Annotated in this window: 12 protein-coding genes; 8 read left to right on the top strand and 4 right to left on the bottom strand. The window is 51.0% G+C overall.

Going from position 1 to position 16,884, the window contains the following annotated elements:
* Positions 1–35 precede the first annotated feature (35 nt).
* Both U868_RS0104395 and U868_RS0104390 read left to right on the top strand, forming a co-directional pair.
* Positions 36–800: an amino acid ABC transporter permease gene (locus tag U868_RS0104395; RefSeq protein WP_025152229.1), complete on the top strand. Its 765-nt coding sequence runs from the start codon at positions 36–38 to the stop codon at positions 798–800.
* Entirely contained in the window at positions 787–1,509 is a 723-nt protein-coding gene (locus U868_RS0104390) for an amino acid ABC transporter ATP-binding protein (protein WP_004240079.1), read from the top strand. Before U868_RS0104395 ends, U868_RS0104390 begins: the two co-directional genes overlap by 14 nt.
* 56 nt (positions 1,510–1,565) lie before the next feature.
* On the opposite strand, the gene adeD is transcribed toward U868_RS0104390, so the two are convergent.
* Positions 1,566–3,332, bottom strand: coding sequence for an adenine deaminase (adeD, locus tag U868_RS0104385; RefSeq protein ID WP_025152228.1), 1,767 nt, complete (start codon positions 3,330–3,332; stop codon positions 1,566–1,568).
* A gap of 221 nt (positions 3,333–3,553) precedes the next feature.
* Here adeD and U868_RS0104380 point away from each other — a divergent pair, with 221 nt between their 5' ends.
* Positions 3,554–4,888, top strand: a complete 1,335-nt coding sequence (locus U868_RS0104380) for an NCS2 family permease (RefSeq protein WP_025152227.1) — start codon at positions 3,554–3,556, stop codon at positions 4,886–4,888.
* 38 nt (positions 4,889–4,926) lie between these two features.
* Here U868_RS0104380 and U868_RS0104375 read toward each other — a convergent pair whose 3' ends face one another.
* On the bottom strand, positions 4,927–5,340 hold the full coding sequence (locus tag U868_RS0104375) for a putative signal transducing protein (protein ID WP_025152226.1): 414 nt from the start codon (positions 5,338–5,340) through the stop codon (positions 4,927–4,929).
* 289 nt (positions 5,341–5,629) lie between these two features.
* Here U868_RS0104375 and U868_RS0104370 point away from each other — a divergent pair, with 289 nt between their 5' ends.
* The 4 genes from U868_RS0104370 (at position 5,630) to cycA (ending at position 10,211) form a co-directional block, all read left to right on the top strand.
* Entirely contained in the window at positions 5,630–7,126 is a 1,497-nt protein-coding gene (locus tag U868_RS0104370; RefSeq protein WP_025152225.1) for a phosphoethanolamine transferase, read from the top strand.
* A gap of 290 nt (positions 7,127–7,416) precedes the next feature.
* Entirely contained in the window at positions 7,417–7,965 is a 549-nt protein-coding gene (locus U868_RS0104365) for a hypothetical protein (protein WP_025152224.1), read from the top strand.
* 86 nt (positions 7,966–8,051) lie between these two features.
* Positions 8,052–8,345, top strand: coding sequence for a DUF1883 domain-containing protein (locus U868_RS0104360; protein ID WP_025152223.1), 294 nt, complete (start codon positions 8,052–8,054; stop codon positions 8,343–8,345).
* Between the two features lie 468 nt (positions 8,346–8,813).
* Positions 8,814–10,211 carry a D-serine/D-alanine/glycine transporter gene (gene cycA / locus U868_RS0104350; RefSeq protein ID WP_025152221.1) on the top strand — a complete coding sequence of 466 codons (1,398 nt, stop codon included), beginning with the start codon at positions 8,814–8,816 and terminating at the stop codon, positions 10,209–10,211.
* A gap of 48 nt (positions 10,212–10,259) precedes the next feature.
* On the opposite strand, the gene putP is transcribed toward cycA, so the two are convergent.
* Complete coding sequence (putP, locus tag U868_RS0104345) at positions 10,260–11,747, bottom strand: sodium/proline symporter PutP (RefSeq protein ID WP_025152220.1); 1,488 nt, start codon at positions 11,745–11,747, stop codon at positions 10,260–10,262.
* 527 nt (positions 11,748–12,274) lie between these two features.
* On the opposite strand from putP, the gene putA reads away from it, so the two are divergent.
* Positions 12,275–16,249 (top strand): trifunctional transcriptional regulator/proline dehydrogenase/L-glutamate gamma-semialdehyde dehydrogenase, encoded by a 3,975-nt coding sequence (gene putA / locus U868_RS0104340; RefSeq protein ID WP_025152219.1) that lies wholly within the window; start codon positions 12,275–12,277, stop codon positions 16,247–16,249.
* 86 nt (positions 16,250–16,335) lie between these two features.
* On the opposite strand, the gene fliZ is transcribed toward putA, so the two are convergent.
* Positions 16,336–16,848: a flagella biosynthesis regulatory protein FliZ gene (fliZ, locus tag U868_RS0104335; protein ID WP_025152218.1), complete on the bottom strand. Its 513-nt coding sequence runs from the start codon at positions 16,846–16,848 to the stop codon at positions 16,336–16,338.
* Positions 16,849–16,884: the final 36 nt, after the last annotated feature.

The raw sequence follows: 16,884 nt of genomic DNA, 5'->3' as shown, positions 1-16,884 counted from the left end.
CGGCGGGTTTGATCTGTTTTTTCAGGATGGATGTTATGTCAGCTTTCCGCTGGGAAATTATAGAAGAATACGCTCCGTTATTTATGGACGGGGCGCTGATGACAATAAAATGTACGATTATCTGCGTCATCCTGGGGACCCTCTGGGGACTGACGCTCGGCCTCGGCCGGACAGCCCGTGCCGAACGCGGCCCGGCAAAATGGCTGCTGCTGTTCTTTGTGCAGTATCCGGTACGGTTTTATGTCAGTGCATTCCGCGGTACGCCGCTGTTTGTACAGATCATGGTGGTTCACTTTGCACTGGTGCCGCTGTTTATCAACCCGCGTGACGGTCTGATGGTCACCAGCGGTATTATCAGCTCCGACACCGCCAGAATGCTGCGATCTGAGTACGGCGCATTTCTCTCCTGTATTGTTGCTATCACACTCAATGCCGGGGCGTATGTTTCCGAAATTTTCCGCGCCGGGATCCAGGCTGTCGATCGCGGTCAGACAGAAGCCTCCCGCGCACTGGGCATGAGCTGGGGGAAAACCATGCGCAAGGTGATCCTGCCGCAGGCTTTCCGCCGTATTCTGCCGCCGCTGGGTAACAATGCGATCGCGATTGTCAAAGATTCCTCCCTGGCCTCCGCTATCGGCCTTGCCGACCTTGCCTATGCTGCACGGACAGTATCCGGCGCATATGCGACTTACTGGGAGCCGTACCTGGTCATCTCCGTTATTTACTGGATGCTGACATTCCTGCTGGCGCAGCTGGTTCAATACACCGAAAGAAGGTTGAGCAGAAGTGATTCACGTTAATAATTTACAGAAAAAATTCGGTAATACCCATGTGCTGCGCGGCATCAGCTGTGATATCCGTCCGCAGGAAGTTGTCTGTGTGATAGGGCCGTCCGGCTCCGGAAAAAGCACCTTTCTGCGCTGCCTGAATGCCCTGGAACGCCCGGATTCCGGTGAGATTGTGGTAAACGGCACCGATGTGTGTGATCCGAAAACAGATTTGAACAAAATGCGCGAACATACCGGTATGGTATTTCAGCGCTTCAATCTGTTTCCGCATATGACGGTGCTGGATAACATTACAATGGCGCCGCTGATGGTATCAGGACTGAAAAAAGCCGATGCCCTGCTTAAAGCGGAGCGGTTGCTGGAAAAGGTCGGTCTGCCGGACAAAATTGATGCCTGGCCGGAGAGTTTATCCGGCGGTCAGCAGCAGCGCGTCGCTATTGCCCGTGCCCTGGCGATGGATCCGACGGTGCTGCTGTTCGATGAACCGACTTCCGCGCTTGACCCGGAACTGGTCGGTGAAGTGCTCAATGTGATGAAAGCCCTTGCCCATGAGGGCATGACAATGGTGATTGTGACCCATGAGATGAATTTTGCCCGCGAAGTGGCAGACCGCGTCTTTTTTATCGACCAGGGGATCATTCAGGAGTCCGGCACACCGGAGCAGATTTTTAATCACCCGCAGAACCCGCGTACCGCCGCGTTTCTCAGCCGCGTGCTGTAGTTGCTGTAGTGAACAGAGAAGAAGGACAGAGACAGACAGCCTCTGTCCTTTTCTGTTTATGCCGTTAACTCACTGTGTGTAAAAATAAATTTGTTCACATCATATAACCCGAGGCTGGTGAGTTTCAGTGTCGGGATCACCGGCAGTGACAGGAATGCCATCTGAATAAACGGCTCATTCAGCATCACTCCGCAGTCGCGGCAGGCCGCTTTCAGTGATTCAATTTCAGCGGCGATTTCATCTGCTGTTTTATCACTCATCAGCCCGGCAATCGGCAGTGCAGCATGGCTCAGCACCCGCCCGTCCGCAACCACACACATCCCGCCGCCACCGGCAATCAGCTGATTCACCGCCAGCGCCATATCCATCGGATCAATACCGGCGACAACAATGTTATGGCTGTCGTGGCTGACCGTTGATGCCAGAGCCCCGCGCGTCAGGCCGAAATTGTGCAGCAATGCCGTTGCAGGTGGTGTCTGGCGGCCATAGCGTTCAATCACTGCAAGCGAGCAGATATTATCGCAGTCATAGCGGCGACCGTCCCAGCTGACCCGCTGTTCACCGGTGATCAGCTCATTCGGAATGACACTGATGGCGCGGTACTCGCGCCCCGGTTCCGGCACAAAGGCCAGAGATTGCGCTGTCACTGCCTGACGCCGCACGGTATTCTGCACCGGCGGACGTGATGCTGCCTGTTTAGCTTCCCGCTCACGCAGCAGCGCCGCTTTATCCACCCAGCGACCGCCGCACATAACCGCCTGAATATCTACGGTTTTCTCATCCCGCAGCAGAACCAGATCCGCCTGTTTACCCGGCGCCACCAGCCCGAGGTTTTTCAGCCCGAAATGCCGTGCGGCAGACCAGCCGGCAACACGGTAAGCAATATGTACCGGAATCTGATGCTGATTGATCAGACGATACACCAGTGCATTCATATGTCCCTCATGAATGATTTCCCACGGATTGCGGTCATCGGTACATAACAAACACTGCGGGCTGCTCATCGCCGTGATGAGCGGTGCCAGCGCATCCAGATTCCGTGCCGCCGACCCTTCTCGGATCATCAGTGCCATTCCCAGCGCCAGTTTTTCCAGCCCTTCCTCATAACGGTGCGATTCGTGACAGTTTTCAATCCCCCCGGCAATATAGCCGTTGAGGTCTTTCCCGGTAACCATCGGGCAGTGACCATCCAGCGTCATACCGCGGAATGCATCCAGTTTATCCAGCGTTTCCGCCTCACCGGCAATCACCGCAGGAAAATTCATCATCTCCGCCAGTCCCGGCACATGCGGATGATCCTTGTATTTCAGCATCTCTGCCAGCGGGAATTCCGCGCCGTTCACATCACTGCCCGGTAATGCAGGCACACAGGAACTTACCTGAACAAACTGGTTCTGCTGTGCCTGTTCCGCGCAGCGCAGAAACCATTCAATCCCCTCTTCCCCCATGACGTTCACGATTTCATGGGGGTCACACACGATGGTCGTGACTCCCAGCGGCAGCGTGGCACTCTCAAAGGTGACCGGCGTCATCATGCTGGATTCAATATGCAGGTGCGCGTCAATAAACCCGGGGACAACCACCGCATTTTTACCGTCAATAACCTGATGCGCCGGGGCATCCTTATACACCACCCCGACACCGGCAATGGCATTCCCGCTTATTACCACCGGGCCCGGAAATTCACCGCCGTTAATCAGATCCAGGATCCTGACATTATCAATACGATAATCCGCCGGTGCCTCACAGCGGGCCACGGCGAGGAGTGTTGTCATTTCTTCACGGCTGCGCGTGCAGGTGTGCTTATTTTTCTCACTGTTCATCACTGTCCCCTGTTTTTCTCTCACATTGATAATGTGAATTCACGGTGTTCTCTCTGTCCTGTGAGGTGTACCGGAATAAAGGTGATCCCCGCCGCAATGGTTACAAATTATTGCGACACAACCGGATGATTACGGTTTCTCACGGAATGTCGTCACGATGCTGGCATTGATTATGCATTTATCAGACCAGTTATCTTTTCCCCGGGAGACAGGAGCATAAAATGGATAGTCAAACACCGGAAACCATCCGGGAAACAGGTGTACTGGGACGTTTATTCCGTTTACAGGCACACGGTACCACGGCACGAACCGAAGTTATCGCCGGTATAACCACCTTTCTTACCATGGTGTATATCATTTTTGTTAACCCGCAAATCCTCGGCGCTGCCGGGATGGATACACAGGCTGTCTTCGTCACCACCTGTCTGATCGCGGCATTCGGCTGTATTCTGATGGGCTGTCTGGCAAATCTGCCGGTTGCACTGGCACCGGCAATGGGACTGAACGCCTTTTTTGCTTTCGGTGTGGTTTCCGCCATGGGTTACTCCTGGCAAACCGGGATGGGGGCTATCTTCTGGGGGGCACTTGGCATGTTACTGCTGACTGTTTTCCGCGTCCGTTACTGGATGATCGCCAATATCCCGCTGAGTCTGCGGGTGGGGATCACCAGCGGTATCGGGCTGTTTATCGCTATGATGGGGCTGAAAAATATCGGTCTGGTTGTGGCGAACCCGGACACCCTGGTCTCTATGGGGGATCTGACCTCCCACTCCGTCTGGCTCGGCGCACTGGGCTTTTTTATTATCACCATTCTGGCCTCCCGCCGTATTCACGCGGCGGTCCTGATCTCCATTGTGGTCACCACACTGATTGGCTGGCTGCTGGGGGATGTCACCTATAACGGCATTTTTTCTATGCCGCCGGATGTCACCAGTGTGCTGGGTAAAGTGGATGTGGCCGGGGCCTTTAATATCGGGCTGTCAGGGATTATTTTCTCATTTATGCTGGTTAACCTGTTTGACTCATCGGGTACCCTTATCGGGGTAACCGATAAAGCCGGACTGGCAGATAAAGACGGTAAATTCCCGAATATGCAGAAAGCCCTGTATGTGGACAGTATCAGCTCGGTGATCGGCGGGTTTATCGGCACATCGTCGGTCACCGCGTATATTGAAAGTACCTCCGGGGTCTCTGTCGGCGGGCGGACAGGGCTGACCGCCGTGGTGGTCGGGATCCTGTTCCTGCTGGTGATTTTCCTCTCCCCGCTGGCCGGGATGGTACCTGCCTATGCCGTCGCCGGCGCACTGATTTATGTCGGGGTGCTGATGACATCCAGCCTGGCGCGGGTAAACTGGAATGACCTGACTGACGCGGTACCTGCCTTTATCACCGCGATTATGATGCCGTTCAGTTTCTCCATCACGGACGGTATTGCACTTGGTTTTATCTCTTACTCTGTGATGAAGCTGGGTACCGGACGCCGGAACGAGCTGAATCCGTGTGTGATTCTGGTTGCCCTGCTGTTTGTGCTGAAGTTTGTGTTTGTCGACCACTGATGTATCAGCCGGATGCCGGGTTTTCCGTCATCCGGAGATTATTTGGCTTTCTCTTTCAGACGACGATGCAGCGCCTTAAACGGGATTGCCAGTCCGAATGTCAGGAAAATGATGAAAACAAACCCCATATTGACATAATCTTCTTTACTGTTTGCAGTCACCGGCTCCGGAACAGCCGCCACCGGTTCCCCTTCCTCATCAATCCCGAAATCCCCGTGATGATAATCCGCCAGAATCTCCTGCGCACGGGTTAACTCGTCCTGATTAACCAGCAACTTCACCCCGCCGACAGCCTGCGCATACATCTGATTATTCCAGACAATATTTTCATCCAGCAGCATCACCTTAATCCCTTCGGATTCCAGCAATCCGGCTTCAATCCGGGCATCCAGCGGCGACAGATACTGAGCCACTAATGCATAGCGGCTGCGTGTCGGATGTATGTTCCACATAGTGTCTCCTTCGGCCGGCGGGTGTCACAGTACATGATAGCAGAAAGAACCGGCGATAACGTCAGGTAAACAATCCGTATTTAATCTTTGTGCATTCCCCTGTGTTTAGGGTACCCGCAATGTTAATTTCCGGAAAAAATATTTAATTAATGAAAGATGAAGACTGATTTTTATCGCTATTGTTTTTCTAAAAAATATCATTTAACATTTAGTGCTAATTTTTGATACTAATCCTGATATTAAATTTATAATGAAAAAGTATAAATACCCGGCAATACTAATAATACTCATGATCATGAGTTATCTTATAAATACATTTATTTATAAACGTGATTCTACTGCACCTCATTTAGCCACATTAGCGTTATTTTTATGCACACTAATTCTCTTAAACAGTAAAACGTGGTTTTCAGTCATTACCGGATTTATCATCACGCTGATATTTTCTCTTGAGATAGCTTATTTTGCTGAATTTCATGAAAAAATATCTACCGGGGTTATCGATTCAGGAATAGAAACAAACAGTTCCGAAGCTTCTGCTATGCTCGGACATTACGTCTTTTCAATTTTGCTGCCCTCACTGGCCGTCAGCCTGTTAATTACCTTTTTTTTCAGAAAAAAGACACTGACACTCCCCCGCTGGTTTAAAATATCACCACTTATCGTCTGTGTCTTTTTACTGATTTCACTGGCCAGAGAAGCCATTGCTGATCACCGGATCCTGATGCTTTCGTTCCGGGAAGATCCTCATGAGCTGGGCAGATATCTGCGGGATAAGTTCCCGGTGGTTGCCGGTAACCTTTTATATATAGCCGGTGCCGCTGTCAGTAATGACCGGTATGCTGAAGAGTATCCTGACCGCAAACTGAACAATGCCGTTATCGCCGGTAAAAAACCGGAAAATAACGTCATCGTTTTTGTTATCGGCGAATCATCTTCACCTTCACGGTATCATATCTACGGATATCCCGGCGCAACAACACCTGAAATGGAAAGAATATTTACCGGTTCAGGTTCCTGTATTACTGAAAAAGTTCATTCATCAGCACCAATTACCCGGAATTCAATTTCATTGTCACTGTCATTTTATACTCCTGAAAATGAAGAAAATTTATTCCGGGAAAAATCGATTATTGAGATGGCTCAGGATCAGGGATACAAGACCTATTGGTTAGGTGCACAGCCCGTATTTGGAGTTCACGGCTCTAAATATGGTTTTATCGCCAACAGAAGTGATGTTATTACCATTGACGAAGATAATGACATGGCACTGCCGGGTTTATTGAAAAAAGCACTGGCAGAGCCGGATGAATATAAATTTATTATTGTTCATTTACTGGGCAGCCATAAACCTTACGCCAATTATACCGACGCCGAGAAGAACCGGTTCAGCGATGAATATGACCGGACAATCCGCTATACAGACCGTATCACAGGAAATCTTTATGACGAAACTACCGCTGCGGCTGATAACTATACGTTTATATATACCTCTGATCATGGTGAGTTAATCGGTAAAGGCCATGGTTTCACCAACGGCTCTGAACAATTTATGATCCCATTCCTGTATAAATCCGGAGATTCATCTTTTGATTGCCGGCTTATTGAAAAATACCGTAATCAGGATGGCTGGCTGAGCGGATTAATGAATAAATATATTTTGTCTGAGCTTCTGGGATATTCATTAAACCCGGAACTGGTCGAAACTGAAAAAAATAACGACAGGGTTCTTTCCGTAGATAATTACGCTGTCCCTTTTAGCGCCTATTTTACTGACAGAAAGTAATTCTCCCGGTATTATTTAATCCCGTCAGCAGGCGGCCGCCTGCTGATATTTTTTTCATAAATCACACTTAACAGAAGACATACATCAATAATCAGTTCATAAGATTATTCTGTAAAATATCTTAAACAATGGCACTTTATTGTTTTCATCCCCTGTACGGCTGATTTATTGTATTCCTGTTTAACCGCATTACACAATACTTTCCCTGTTTTTCGTAAACATCCTAAGTTATCACTGTGACTCTTGTGTTACAGTCATCACACGGTAAATACACAGGGAACCGTATTTCCATGAAGAATTGGATATTTTTAGCCTGGATGCTGGGTTTTTCGTTTACATCCTATGCGTATACAAATACAGAGCGGGCCCCGAAAGACCAGGCCATGTCGTATGTGATTAAATACTCCGGCAGCAAAACGGATGAGGGCAAGGAAAAAGCACTGGATCAGTTTGACACCCTGATCAGCCAGTACCCTGATGATATTGCACTGCGCGAGCTCTACAGTGATTTACTGATTGCGGATAACCGTTATGAAAGAGCGATCACTCAACTGAAAATCGTTTATCAGAATACCGGGGTTCCGTCACTGAAACTGATGGAGTGCATGTTAACCGAACGCATTAAATTACCGCATAATATGTGTTACCGGGATGTCATTTCTGTATTTGAGCAGAGCAATGTCCGGGATTTTAATTATCTCCTGGCACTGTATCTGGGCGAATCCCCTGATTTTGAGAAACACAAAGCCCGCTGGCTGGAAACACACACATTATCGGAAGAACAGAAAAAATTAATAGCATTACAGCCGCGTATGCTGGTCAGTACCTATTATCCTTAACAGGATCCGGTGCAGGTTATATCTGCGTAATAATACGTAACCGGTGGCGGATATTCTGCCCGGGAAATAAAAACAGGAGTGTTATCATGCCGTTTTTACATAAAAGAATGCACCTGACAGCAGGTGATACGGTAGTGGTGGATTGTGGTCGTTCGTGCAATGTCTTAATGATGACCAAAATGAATTTTAATCAGTACCGCAAAGGAATGCCGTTCCGGACACATGGCGGCAGTGGTTTCTTCCATGAACTTCCGGCCAGAATGGTGGTGCCTTTCGATGCAGACTGGAATATTACTCTGGATATTGAGGAAGGGGCACTGACGGTTGAGCATTCCATCACCGTCGAGCCGCGCGCTGACAAAGCCATTGCAAAAAAATAACCCGCCGGTTCCGGCACCGGAATAATACCTGTCCGGATAATTCCCCGCAGATAATATGTACTGCGGGGATCGTTTTATATCACCGGTAATCTGCCGCCATTCTCCGTGTTATTTTGTCCATAAATACCCTTCCGCAATAAAAATATCCCTGTGACATATCACCGGTATACGCGGGAAATCCCCAAAATATACTATTCTGACCCGTTATCGCCGATTTGGGGTTTCTTATTAATGTTACTGCAAAAAATGCCCTTTTCTGCTGTTTTGTAAACCCGTGTAATATTATTTTCACCCACAATAAAACTAATGCGAAACAATAGCTCCTGACCTATATTATCTATCAAGCCTATGAATTTAACGGAAAATTTCTCGTTACTCATTCTGAGAAATGTGTCACACTATTCGCTTACAGCACCATTTTTGAATGAATAAAAATAATGGTTATTTTTTAGCTTAACGGATTTGTTTATGGACGAAAAAACGCCTGCCACGCCGCCGCGCGGCGAACTCAAACGCAGTTTAACCAACCGGCATATTCAGCTGATTTCCATCAGCGGGGCAATCGGTACCGGGTTATTTATGGGATCCGGTAAAACAATTTCGCTGGCAGGCCCTTCGGTATTATTTGTCTATATGATCATCGGGTTTGTCTTATTCTTTGTCATGCGGGCAATGGGCGAAATCCTGCTGTCAAACCTGAATTATAAATCGTTCAGCGATTTTGCCGGTGACCTGATTGGCCCGTGGGCCGGTTTTTTTGTCGGCTGGACGTACTGGTTCTGCTGGGTCATCACCGGTATTGCCGATGTGGTGGCGATTACCGGTTATATCATGCACTGGGCACCGGATTTTCCGCGCTGGGTCAGCTCGCTGCTCTGTATTCTGCTGTTGCTGTCCCTGAACCTGGCGACAGTGAAATTATTCGGTGAGATGGAATTCTGGTTTTCCATGATAAAAATTGTTGCGATCGTCGCGCTGATTATCATCGGCGGCATTCTTATCGGCACACATTTTGTTTCACCGGAAGGGCATGAGGCGGCATTATCCAATATCTGGTCTGACGGCGGTATGTTCCCGAAAGGGATAATCGGGTTCTTTGCCGGGTTCCAGATAGCCATTTTTGCTTTTGTCGGTATCGAACTGGTCGGTACTGCCGCAGCGGAAACCCGTGATCCGGTAAAATCCCTGCCGCGTGCCATTAATGCCATTCCGTTCCGGATTATTGCGTTTTATGTGCTGGCGCTGATTATTATTATGTCCGTCACACCGTGGCGCTCCATTCCGGCGGATAAAAGCCCGTTCGTGGAACTGTTTATTATGATCGGGGTGCCGGCAGCTGCCAGCCTGGTCAATTTTGTGGTGCTGACAGCCGCAGCGTCCTCTGCAAACAGCGGCGTGTTTTCCACCAGCCGGATGCTGTTCGGGTTAGCCAAACAAGGCAGTGCACCAAAACAATTCTGCCGTCTGTCAAAACAGGCAGTACCGGCCACCGGGCTGATTTTCACCTGCATCTGTTTGTCTGTCGGGGTGATTCTGCTCTATTTTATCCCTGATGTGATGCATGTGTTTACCCTGGTAACAACAGTATCGGCGATCCTGTTTATGTTTATCTGGAGTATGATCCTGTACAGCTACATTATGTTCCGCCGCCGCCGTCCGCAACTGCATGCCGCATCGGTCTATAAAGTGCCGTTCGGCAGCTGGATCCCGTGGGTATGTCTGTCCTTTTTTGCCTTTGTGATCGTGCTGCTGACACTGGAAGCCGATACCCGCCAGGCACTGATTGCCACACCGTTGTGGTTTATCCTGCTGGCGGTCGGTTACCGGAATGTCAGAAAGCGCCGCATTGCGGAAACACAAAAGTAACCGACAAAAAAATCCCGGCAGCGCCGGGATTTTTGTTTTTATACTCTGTTACTCAGTCCGTCCGAGGTAACGGTCTTCCGCCTCAGTGAAACGTCCCTGAACGGATTTGTCCGGCTCACGGCCTGCCAGGCTGACCACCACAATCGCAATACCGGCCAGAATAAAGCCCGGAATAATTTCATATAAATTAAACCACTTATATTCTATCCAGATAAGAACCGTCACCGCACCGGTAAACATCCCGGCCAGCGCACCGTTACGGGTCATCCGCTTCCAGATAACAGAGAACAGGATAACCGGTCCGAATGCTGCACCGAACCCGGCCCATGCGTTACTGACCAGCCCCAGCACTTTGTTGTTTTTGTCCATTGCAATGTAGATAGCAATCGCCGCAATCACCAGCACCATGATGCGCCCGACCAGCACCATCTCTTTTTGTGAGGCATTTTTGCGGAAAAACGGCTTGTAGATATCTTCTGTCAGGGCACTGGCACTGACCAGCAACTGACAGCTCAGGGTACTCATAACCGCAGCCAGGATGGCTGAGAGCAGAATACCGGCAATCCACGGATTGAATAAGATGGATGTCAGGCTCATGAAAATCCGCTCGCGGTTCTCCGTCACCGATCCCGCCAGTTCCGGGTTCTGCTGGAAGAAGGCAATACCGAAGAAACCGACACAAATGGTGCCTGCCAGACAGAGGATCATCCAGGTCATACTGATGCGGCGTGCGCTGCGGATAGTGTGATGAGAATCCGCCGCCATAAAGCGTGCCAGGATATGCGGCTGCCCGAAATAGCCCAGCCCCCAGCCCAGCAGAGAGATAATAGCGACAATATCCAGCCCGCGGAACATATCCACATACGCCGGGCTTTTCGCTTCGATAATCGCCAGTGCGGTATCAAACCCGCCGACAGACACAATCACCATAACCGGAGTCAGAATCAACGCGAAAATCATCAGTGTCGCCTGTACGGTATCTGTCCAGCTGACCGCGAGGAATCCGCCGAGGAAGGTATAAGCGATAGTTGCCCCTGCCCCGAGCCACATGGCTTTTTCATAACTGATACCGAAGGTGCTTTCAAACAGCAGACCACCGGCCACGATGCCGGAAGCACAGTAAATGGTGAAGAAAATCAGGATCACGGCTGCCGAGACAATCCGCAGAACACGGCTTTTATCCTCAAAACGCTGCGTGAAATAATCCGGCAGGGTCAGCGCATTGTTGACTTCCGTCTGAAGGCGCAGACGACCGGCAACAATCCGCCAGTTCAGCCAGGCACCGATACACAGACCGATGGCAATCCAGGATTCGGAAATACCGGAGAAGAAAACCACACCGGGTAATCCCATCAGCAGCCAGCCGCTCATGTCGGATGCACCGGCAGATAATGCCGTCACAAAACTGCCCATCCGGCGGCCGCCGAGAATATAGTCGTCAAAGTTATTGGTGGAGCGGTAAGCCATATAGCCGATGAACAGCATCCCGGCGATATAGACAATAAATGTCACAATCAGCGGTGTGGTCAGCGTCATTGTCATAATTAAGTTCCTGTACTGAATTTATAGTCCGTCACATATCAGCATTGCGTGTACCAATCGCTGTACAGGATGCGCGTCACACCAGTATCACTGTGTTGCACACCGCCTCAGCCATCCCCGGGCTGCACAGACAATGCCCCGTCAATTATCATTATTTGTTAAATTTGTCATGAGTTGTGTTCAGCCTGATAGTAACGACAACAACAATAAAACAACAATTGATTAACGACACTAAAATAAAGATTTGTGATTTTTATCACGGGATATGTCATCAGAAAGTGATGTGGTTAATCACTTGATTTACTTATTATACGCCTTAAAACCAATAATATACTATTGTTATATAATGATTTTATTTTAATTCATACCGATTACTTCTTAATCATTTTAACCAGTTAACATAAAACAGCGACATTATTCACACTTTATACATCTTGTTATTTAACAATGTTGCACAAAGTTGCAACCTCATAGATATTAATGTGCAACGCATGACCTGTAGCCGTTTATGAGGAGTGAACATGGTGAGTACCACAATGGGCGTCAGACTGGATGATGAAACCCGTGAGCGGATCAAAGCCGCAGCGCAAAAAATTGATCGCACGCCACACTGGCTGATCAAACAGGCTATTTTTGATTACCTGGCTCAGCTCGATTCGCTTCCGGACGGCACACTGCCCGTGACCGGAACACCTTCCGCACAGGAAGATGACACCGCCCCGGCTGAGCCGCCGGTCAGCTGCCAGCCATTTCTGGAATTTGCCGGTGATATTCTGCCGCAGTCTGTCACCCGGGCAGCGATTACATCCGCGTACCGCATTCCGGAGCCGGAAGCCGTAGCCATGCTGCTGCCGCAGGCGCAACTCTCCCCGGAAGCTGCACAGGCAACCCATAAGCTGGCTTACGGTCTGGCAGAAAAGCTGCGTAATCAGAAAAACAGCAGCGGACGTGCCGGATTGGTACAGGGGCTGCTTCAGGAATTTTCCCTCTCCTCCCAGGAGGGGATCGCACTGATGTGTCTGGCGGAAGCGCTGCTGCGTATTCCGGATAAGGCCACCCGCGATGTGCTGATCCGCGATAAAATCAGCCACGGTGACTGGAACGCCCACCTCGGTCAGAGCAAATCCATGTTTGTCAATGCCGCCACCTGGGGGCTGCTGTTCACCGGTAAACTGGTTGCCACACATAATGAAGCGGGACTGAGCCGCTCACTGAACCGTATACTGGGCAAAAGTGGTGAACCACTGGTGCGCAAAGGCGTGGATATGGCAATGCGTCTGATGGGCGAACAATTTGTTACCGGTGAAACCATTGCCCGCGCGCTGGCAAATGCCCGTAAAAATGAAGCCAAAGGCTTCCGTTATTCTTACGATATGCTGGGGGAAGCCGCACTGACAGCTGCAGATGCACAGGCATATCTGATCTCTTATCAGCAGGCGATCCACGCCATCGGCAAAGCCTCCGCCGGACGCGGTATTTATGAAGGGCCGGGTATCTCCATCAAACTCTCTGCCCTGCACCCGCGCTACAGCCGCGCGCAGTATGACCGTGTGATGTCTGAACTGTATCCGATCCTGCGCGACCTGGTGGTGATGGCACGTCAGTATGATATCGGTATCAATATTGATGCGGAAGAAGCTGATCGCCTGGAAATCTCCCTCGATTTACTGGAAAAACTCTGTTTTGATCCGCAACTGGCAGGCTGGAACGGCATCGGTTTTGTTATCCAGGCCTATCAGAAACGCTGCCCGGTGGTGGTGGATTATCTGATTGATCTGGCATCACGCAGTCAGCGCCGTCTGATGATCCGCCTGGTGAAAGGTGCTTACTGGGACAGCGAAGTCAAACGCGCCCAGGTGGACGGGCTGGAGGGCTACCCGGTGTATACCCGCAAGGTTTACACCGATATATCTTATCTCGCCTGTGCCCGTAAACTGCTGTCAGTACCGAATCTTATTTATCCGCAGTTCGCCACCCACAATGCACACACCTTATCAGCCATTTATCAGCTGGCAGGCAATAACTACTATCCCGGCCAGTATGAATTCCAGTGCCTGCACGGTATGGGTGAACCGCTGTATGAGCAGGTGGTCGGTAAAGTGGCGGATGGCAAACTGAACCGTCCGTGCCGTGTGTATGCACCGGTCGGCACCCATGAAACCCTGCTGGCTTATCTGGTGCGCCGCCTGCTGGAAAACGGCGCAAATACCTCCTTCGTAAACCGGATTGCCGATGGCTCGATTCCGCTGGAGATGCTGGTGGAAGACCCGGTTGCGGCGGTTCAGGCAATGGCGGTCAAAGAAGGTGCTGTCGGCCTGCCGCATCCGAAAATTCCGCTGCCGCGCAATCTGTACGGCAAGACGCGGGTCAATGCCGCCGGTCTGGATCTGAGTAACGAACACCGTCTGGCATCACTGTCGAGTGCCCTGCTCAGTCACGCCGGGGATAATCTGCTCAGTGAGCCGATCACCGGCGGCACATTTACGCCATCCGCCCCGGCAGAGAGTCAGCCGGTCAGAAACCCGGCCAATCATCATGATATTGTCGGTCACGTTCGTCCGGCCACTGAGGATGAAGTGGATCATGCCCTTGCCACCGCCTCCGGTGCGGCGGAGATCTGGTTTGCCACACCGGCACAGGAGCGGGCGGACATCCTTATCCGTGCCGCACAGCTGATGGAAGATCAGTTGCAGCCGCTGCTCGGGATCCTGGTGCGGGAAGCCGGTAAGACCTTTGCCAACGCGATTGCCGAGGTCCGTGAAGCGGTTGATTTTCTGAATTATTATGCCTCTCAGGTGAAAACTCACTTTGCCGGTGATACACACCGTCCGCTGGGGCCGGTAGTCTGTATCAGCCCGTGGAACTTTCCGCTGGCGATTTTCACCGGTCAGGTGGCTGCCGCCCTCGCCGCCGGAAACCCGGTACTGGCGAAACCGGCGGAACAAACCCCGCTGGTGGCCGCCGTTGCCGTATCCCTGCTGCATGATGCCGGTGTCCCGCGCGAGGTACTGCAATTGCTGCCGGGTGATGGTGAAACCGTCGGTAATCAGCTGGTGTGTGATCCGCGTGTTCAGGGCGTGATGTTTACCGGATCCACCGCCGTTGCCAAAATTTTACAGCGTAATCTCGCCGCCCGTCTCAGTACGGAAGGCAGGGTCATTCCGCTGATCGCCGAAACCGGCGGCCTGAATGCCATGGTGGTGGATTCCTCCGCCCTGACAGAACAGGTGGTTACCGATGTGGTCAGTTCCGCCTTTGACAGTGCGGGACAACGCTGTTCGGCGCTGCGCCTGCTTTGTATTCAGGAGGATGTGGCTGATCGCACCATTGAAATGCTGAAAGGTGCGATGGCGGAATGCCGCCTGGGTAATCCGGATATACTGGCTACCGATATCGGCCCGGTGATTGATGAAGAGGCTCACAACGGTATCCGTCAGCATATTCAGCAAATGCGCGGCAAAGGCAGACCGGTGTATCAGACCGCTTTCGGGATGGAGACCGGCTCACCGGCACTGCTTAACGGCACCTTTATCCCGCCGACCCTGATTGAGCTGGATGATGTTACTGAACTGACACGGGAAATTTTCGGTCCTGTCCTGCATGTGGTTCGTTACCCGCGCGACACCCTGCCGGCGCTGGCGGAGAAAATTAATGCGGCCGGTTACGGACTGACATTCGGTATCCACACCCGTATCGATGAGACCATTGCACAGCTGACGCAACAGATTGAAGCCGGTAATATTTATGTCAACCGCAACATTGTCGGCGCGGTGGTCGGCGTTCAGCCGTTCGGCGGTGAGGGGCTTTCCGGCACCGGGCCGAAAGCCGGTGGTCCGCTCTATCTCCACCGTCTGCTGGCAGAACAACCTGATGATTCGGTAGTCACACTTCTGGCAGAGCAGGATGCCCTCAGCCCGCCGGATGTGACAGTGCGCACGCAGTTACTGGCACCGTTTGATACCTTCCTCACCTGGCTGGAAGCACAACGCCGCCACGACGTCCTGACAGCGGTTATCCGTTACGGTGAATTATCACAGGCCGGCACCTGCCGTCTGCTGCCGGGGCCGACCGGGGAACGCAACAGTTATTATCTGCTGCCGCGCGGAACGATTCTCGGTCTGAATGATTCGGAACAGGATGCCCTGCTGCAACTGGGTGCCACACTGGCGGCGGGCTGCCGTCAGCTCTGGCCTGTCGCGGAACATACCCGTTCGCTGTATAACGCGCTGCCGGACAGTGTTCGTGCGCAAATTACCCTGACAGAAGAGTGGTCAGCGGACGGTGTGGTCTTTAACGGTGTGATTTTCCACGGTGACAGTGACCGCTTACAGGCAGTAAACCGGGATGTGGCCGCACGCGGCGGAGAAATTGTACCGGTCGCCGGGCTCAGTCACGGTGATACACAGATCCCGCTGATGCTGTTGCTGCATGAGCGTGCTGTCAGTGTCAATACTGCTGCTGCGGGCGGAAATGCCAGCCTGATGACGATCGGCTGATAATCACGGCGTCTTAAAACGGAAAAAGGGAACGGACGTTCCCTTTGCTTTATCATTTACTGATAAAAAATGGTCTGACGGATAAATCAGTGTTTACCCTGCCAGTCAAGATACTGTTCGTACTTGCGCAGTGCGATGTTGTAGTTGCTCAGAGCGGAGTCAGATAAATCGTCACTCAGCTGTGCCTGGATAATTTCAGTGGAGAATTCCGTGGTGGCCGGGAAGGCTTTGGAGGACAGCAGCTCATCGAGACGGCGCAGACGAACAACATATTCGCGCACAGTGCTGTGGCTCATTTCCGTTTCTTCAAACAGATACTGTTTGAATGCCATAATATCGAAATAATCGGTTGCACTGTTGCAGTAGATCTCGCTGCAAAAACGGCAGAGAGCCACAAATTTGTCCTGTAATCCCATCCAGGTGGTGTCATCGATCATATCTGTCATTTCAGAAATTGCTTCTTTATTGATCAGCTGACCGTTGAACACCAGGGAGATACGATCAAGGGTTTTGTGACAATGACTGCAATGAGTCTGGCTGTGTTTGAAATCTTTAATGTAACGGCTTACGGGCCGTTTCTTTTGTTTTGAAACAGACATATTCTGGCGCCTTGTGTAGTCTAGTCTAATAAAAAT

This window comes from Morganella morganii H1r (genome assembly GCF_000633515.1).
In the GTDB taxonomy this organism is placed as follows: domain Bacteria; phylum Pseudomonadota; class Gammaproteobacteria; order Enterobacterales; family Enterobacteriaceae; genus Morganella; species Morganella morganii_B.
This window is presented reverse-complemented; position numbering and strand designations above follow the sequence as displayed.

Excerpts from the sequence above, each read along its gene's own strand:
- U868_RS0104395 (WP_025152229.1), top strand. The coding sequence starts at position 36 with ATGTCAGCTTTCCGCTGGGAAATTATAGAAGAATACGCTCCGTTATTT.
- adeD (WP_025152228.1), bottom strand. The coding sequence starts at position 3,332 with ATGAACAGTGAGAAAAATAAGCACACCTGCACGCGCAGCCGTGAAGAA.
- U868_RS0104380 (WP_025152227.1), top strand. The coding sequence starts at position 3,554 with ATGGATAGTCAAACACCGGAAACCATCCGGGAAACAGGTGTACTGGGA.
- U868_RS0104375 (WP_025152226.1), bottom strand. The coding sequence starts at position 5,340 with ATGTGGAACATACATCCGACACGCAGCCGCTATGCATTAGTGGCTCAG.
- U868_RS0104370 (WP_025152225.1), top strand. The coding sequence starts at position 5,630 with ATGATCATGAGTTATCTTATAAATACATTTATTTATAAACGTGATTCT.
- U868_RS0104365 (WP_025152224.1), top strand. The coding sequence starts at position 7,417 with ATGAAGAATTGGATATTTTTAGCCTGGATGCTGGGTTTTTCGTTTACA.
- U868_RS0104360 (WP_025152223.1), top strand. The coding sequence starts at position 8,052 with ATGCCGTTTTTACATAAAAGAATGCACCTGACAGCAGGTGATACGGTA.
- cycA (WP_025152221.1), top strand. The coding sequence starts at position 8,814 with ATGGACGAAAAAACGCCTGCCACGCCGCCGCGCGGCGAACTCAAACGC.
- putP (WP_025152220.1), bottom strand. The coding sequence starts at position 11,747 with ATGACGCTGACCACACCGCTGATTGTGACATTTATTGTCTATATCGCC.
- putA (WP_025152219.1), top strand. The coding sequence starts at position 12,275 with ATGGTGAGTACCACAATGGGCGTCAGACTGGATGATGAAACCCGTGAG.
- fliZ (WP_025152218.1), bottom strand. The coding sequence starts at position 16,848 with ATGTCTGTTTCAAAACAAAAGAAACGGCCCGTAAGCCGTTACATTAAA.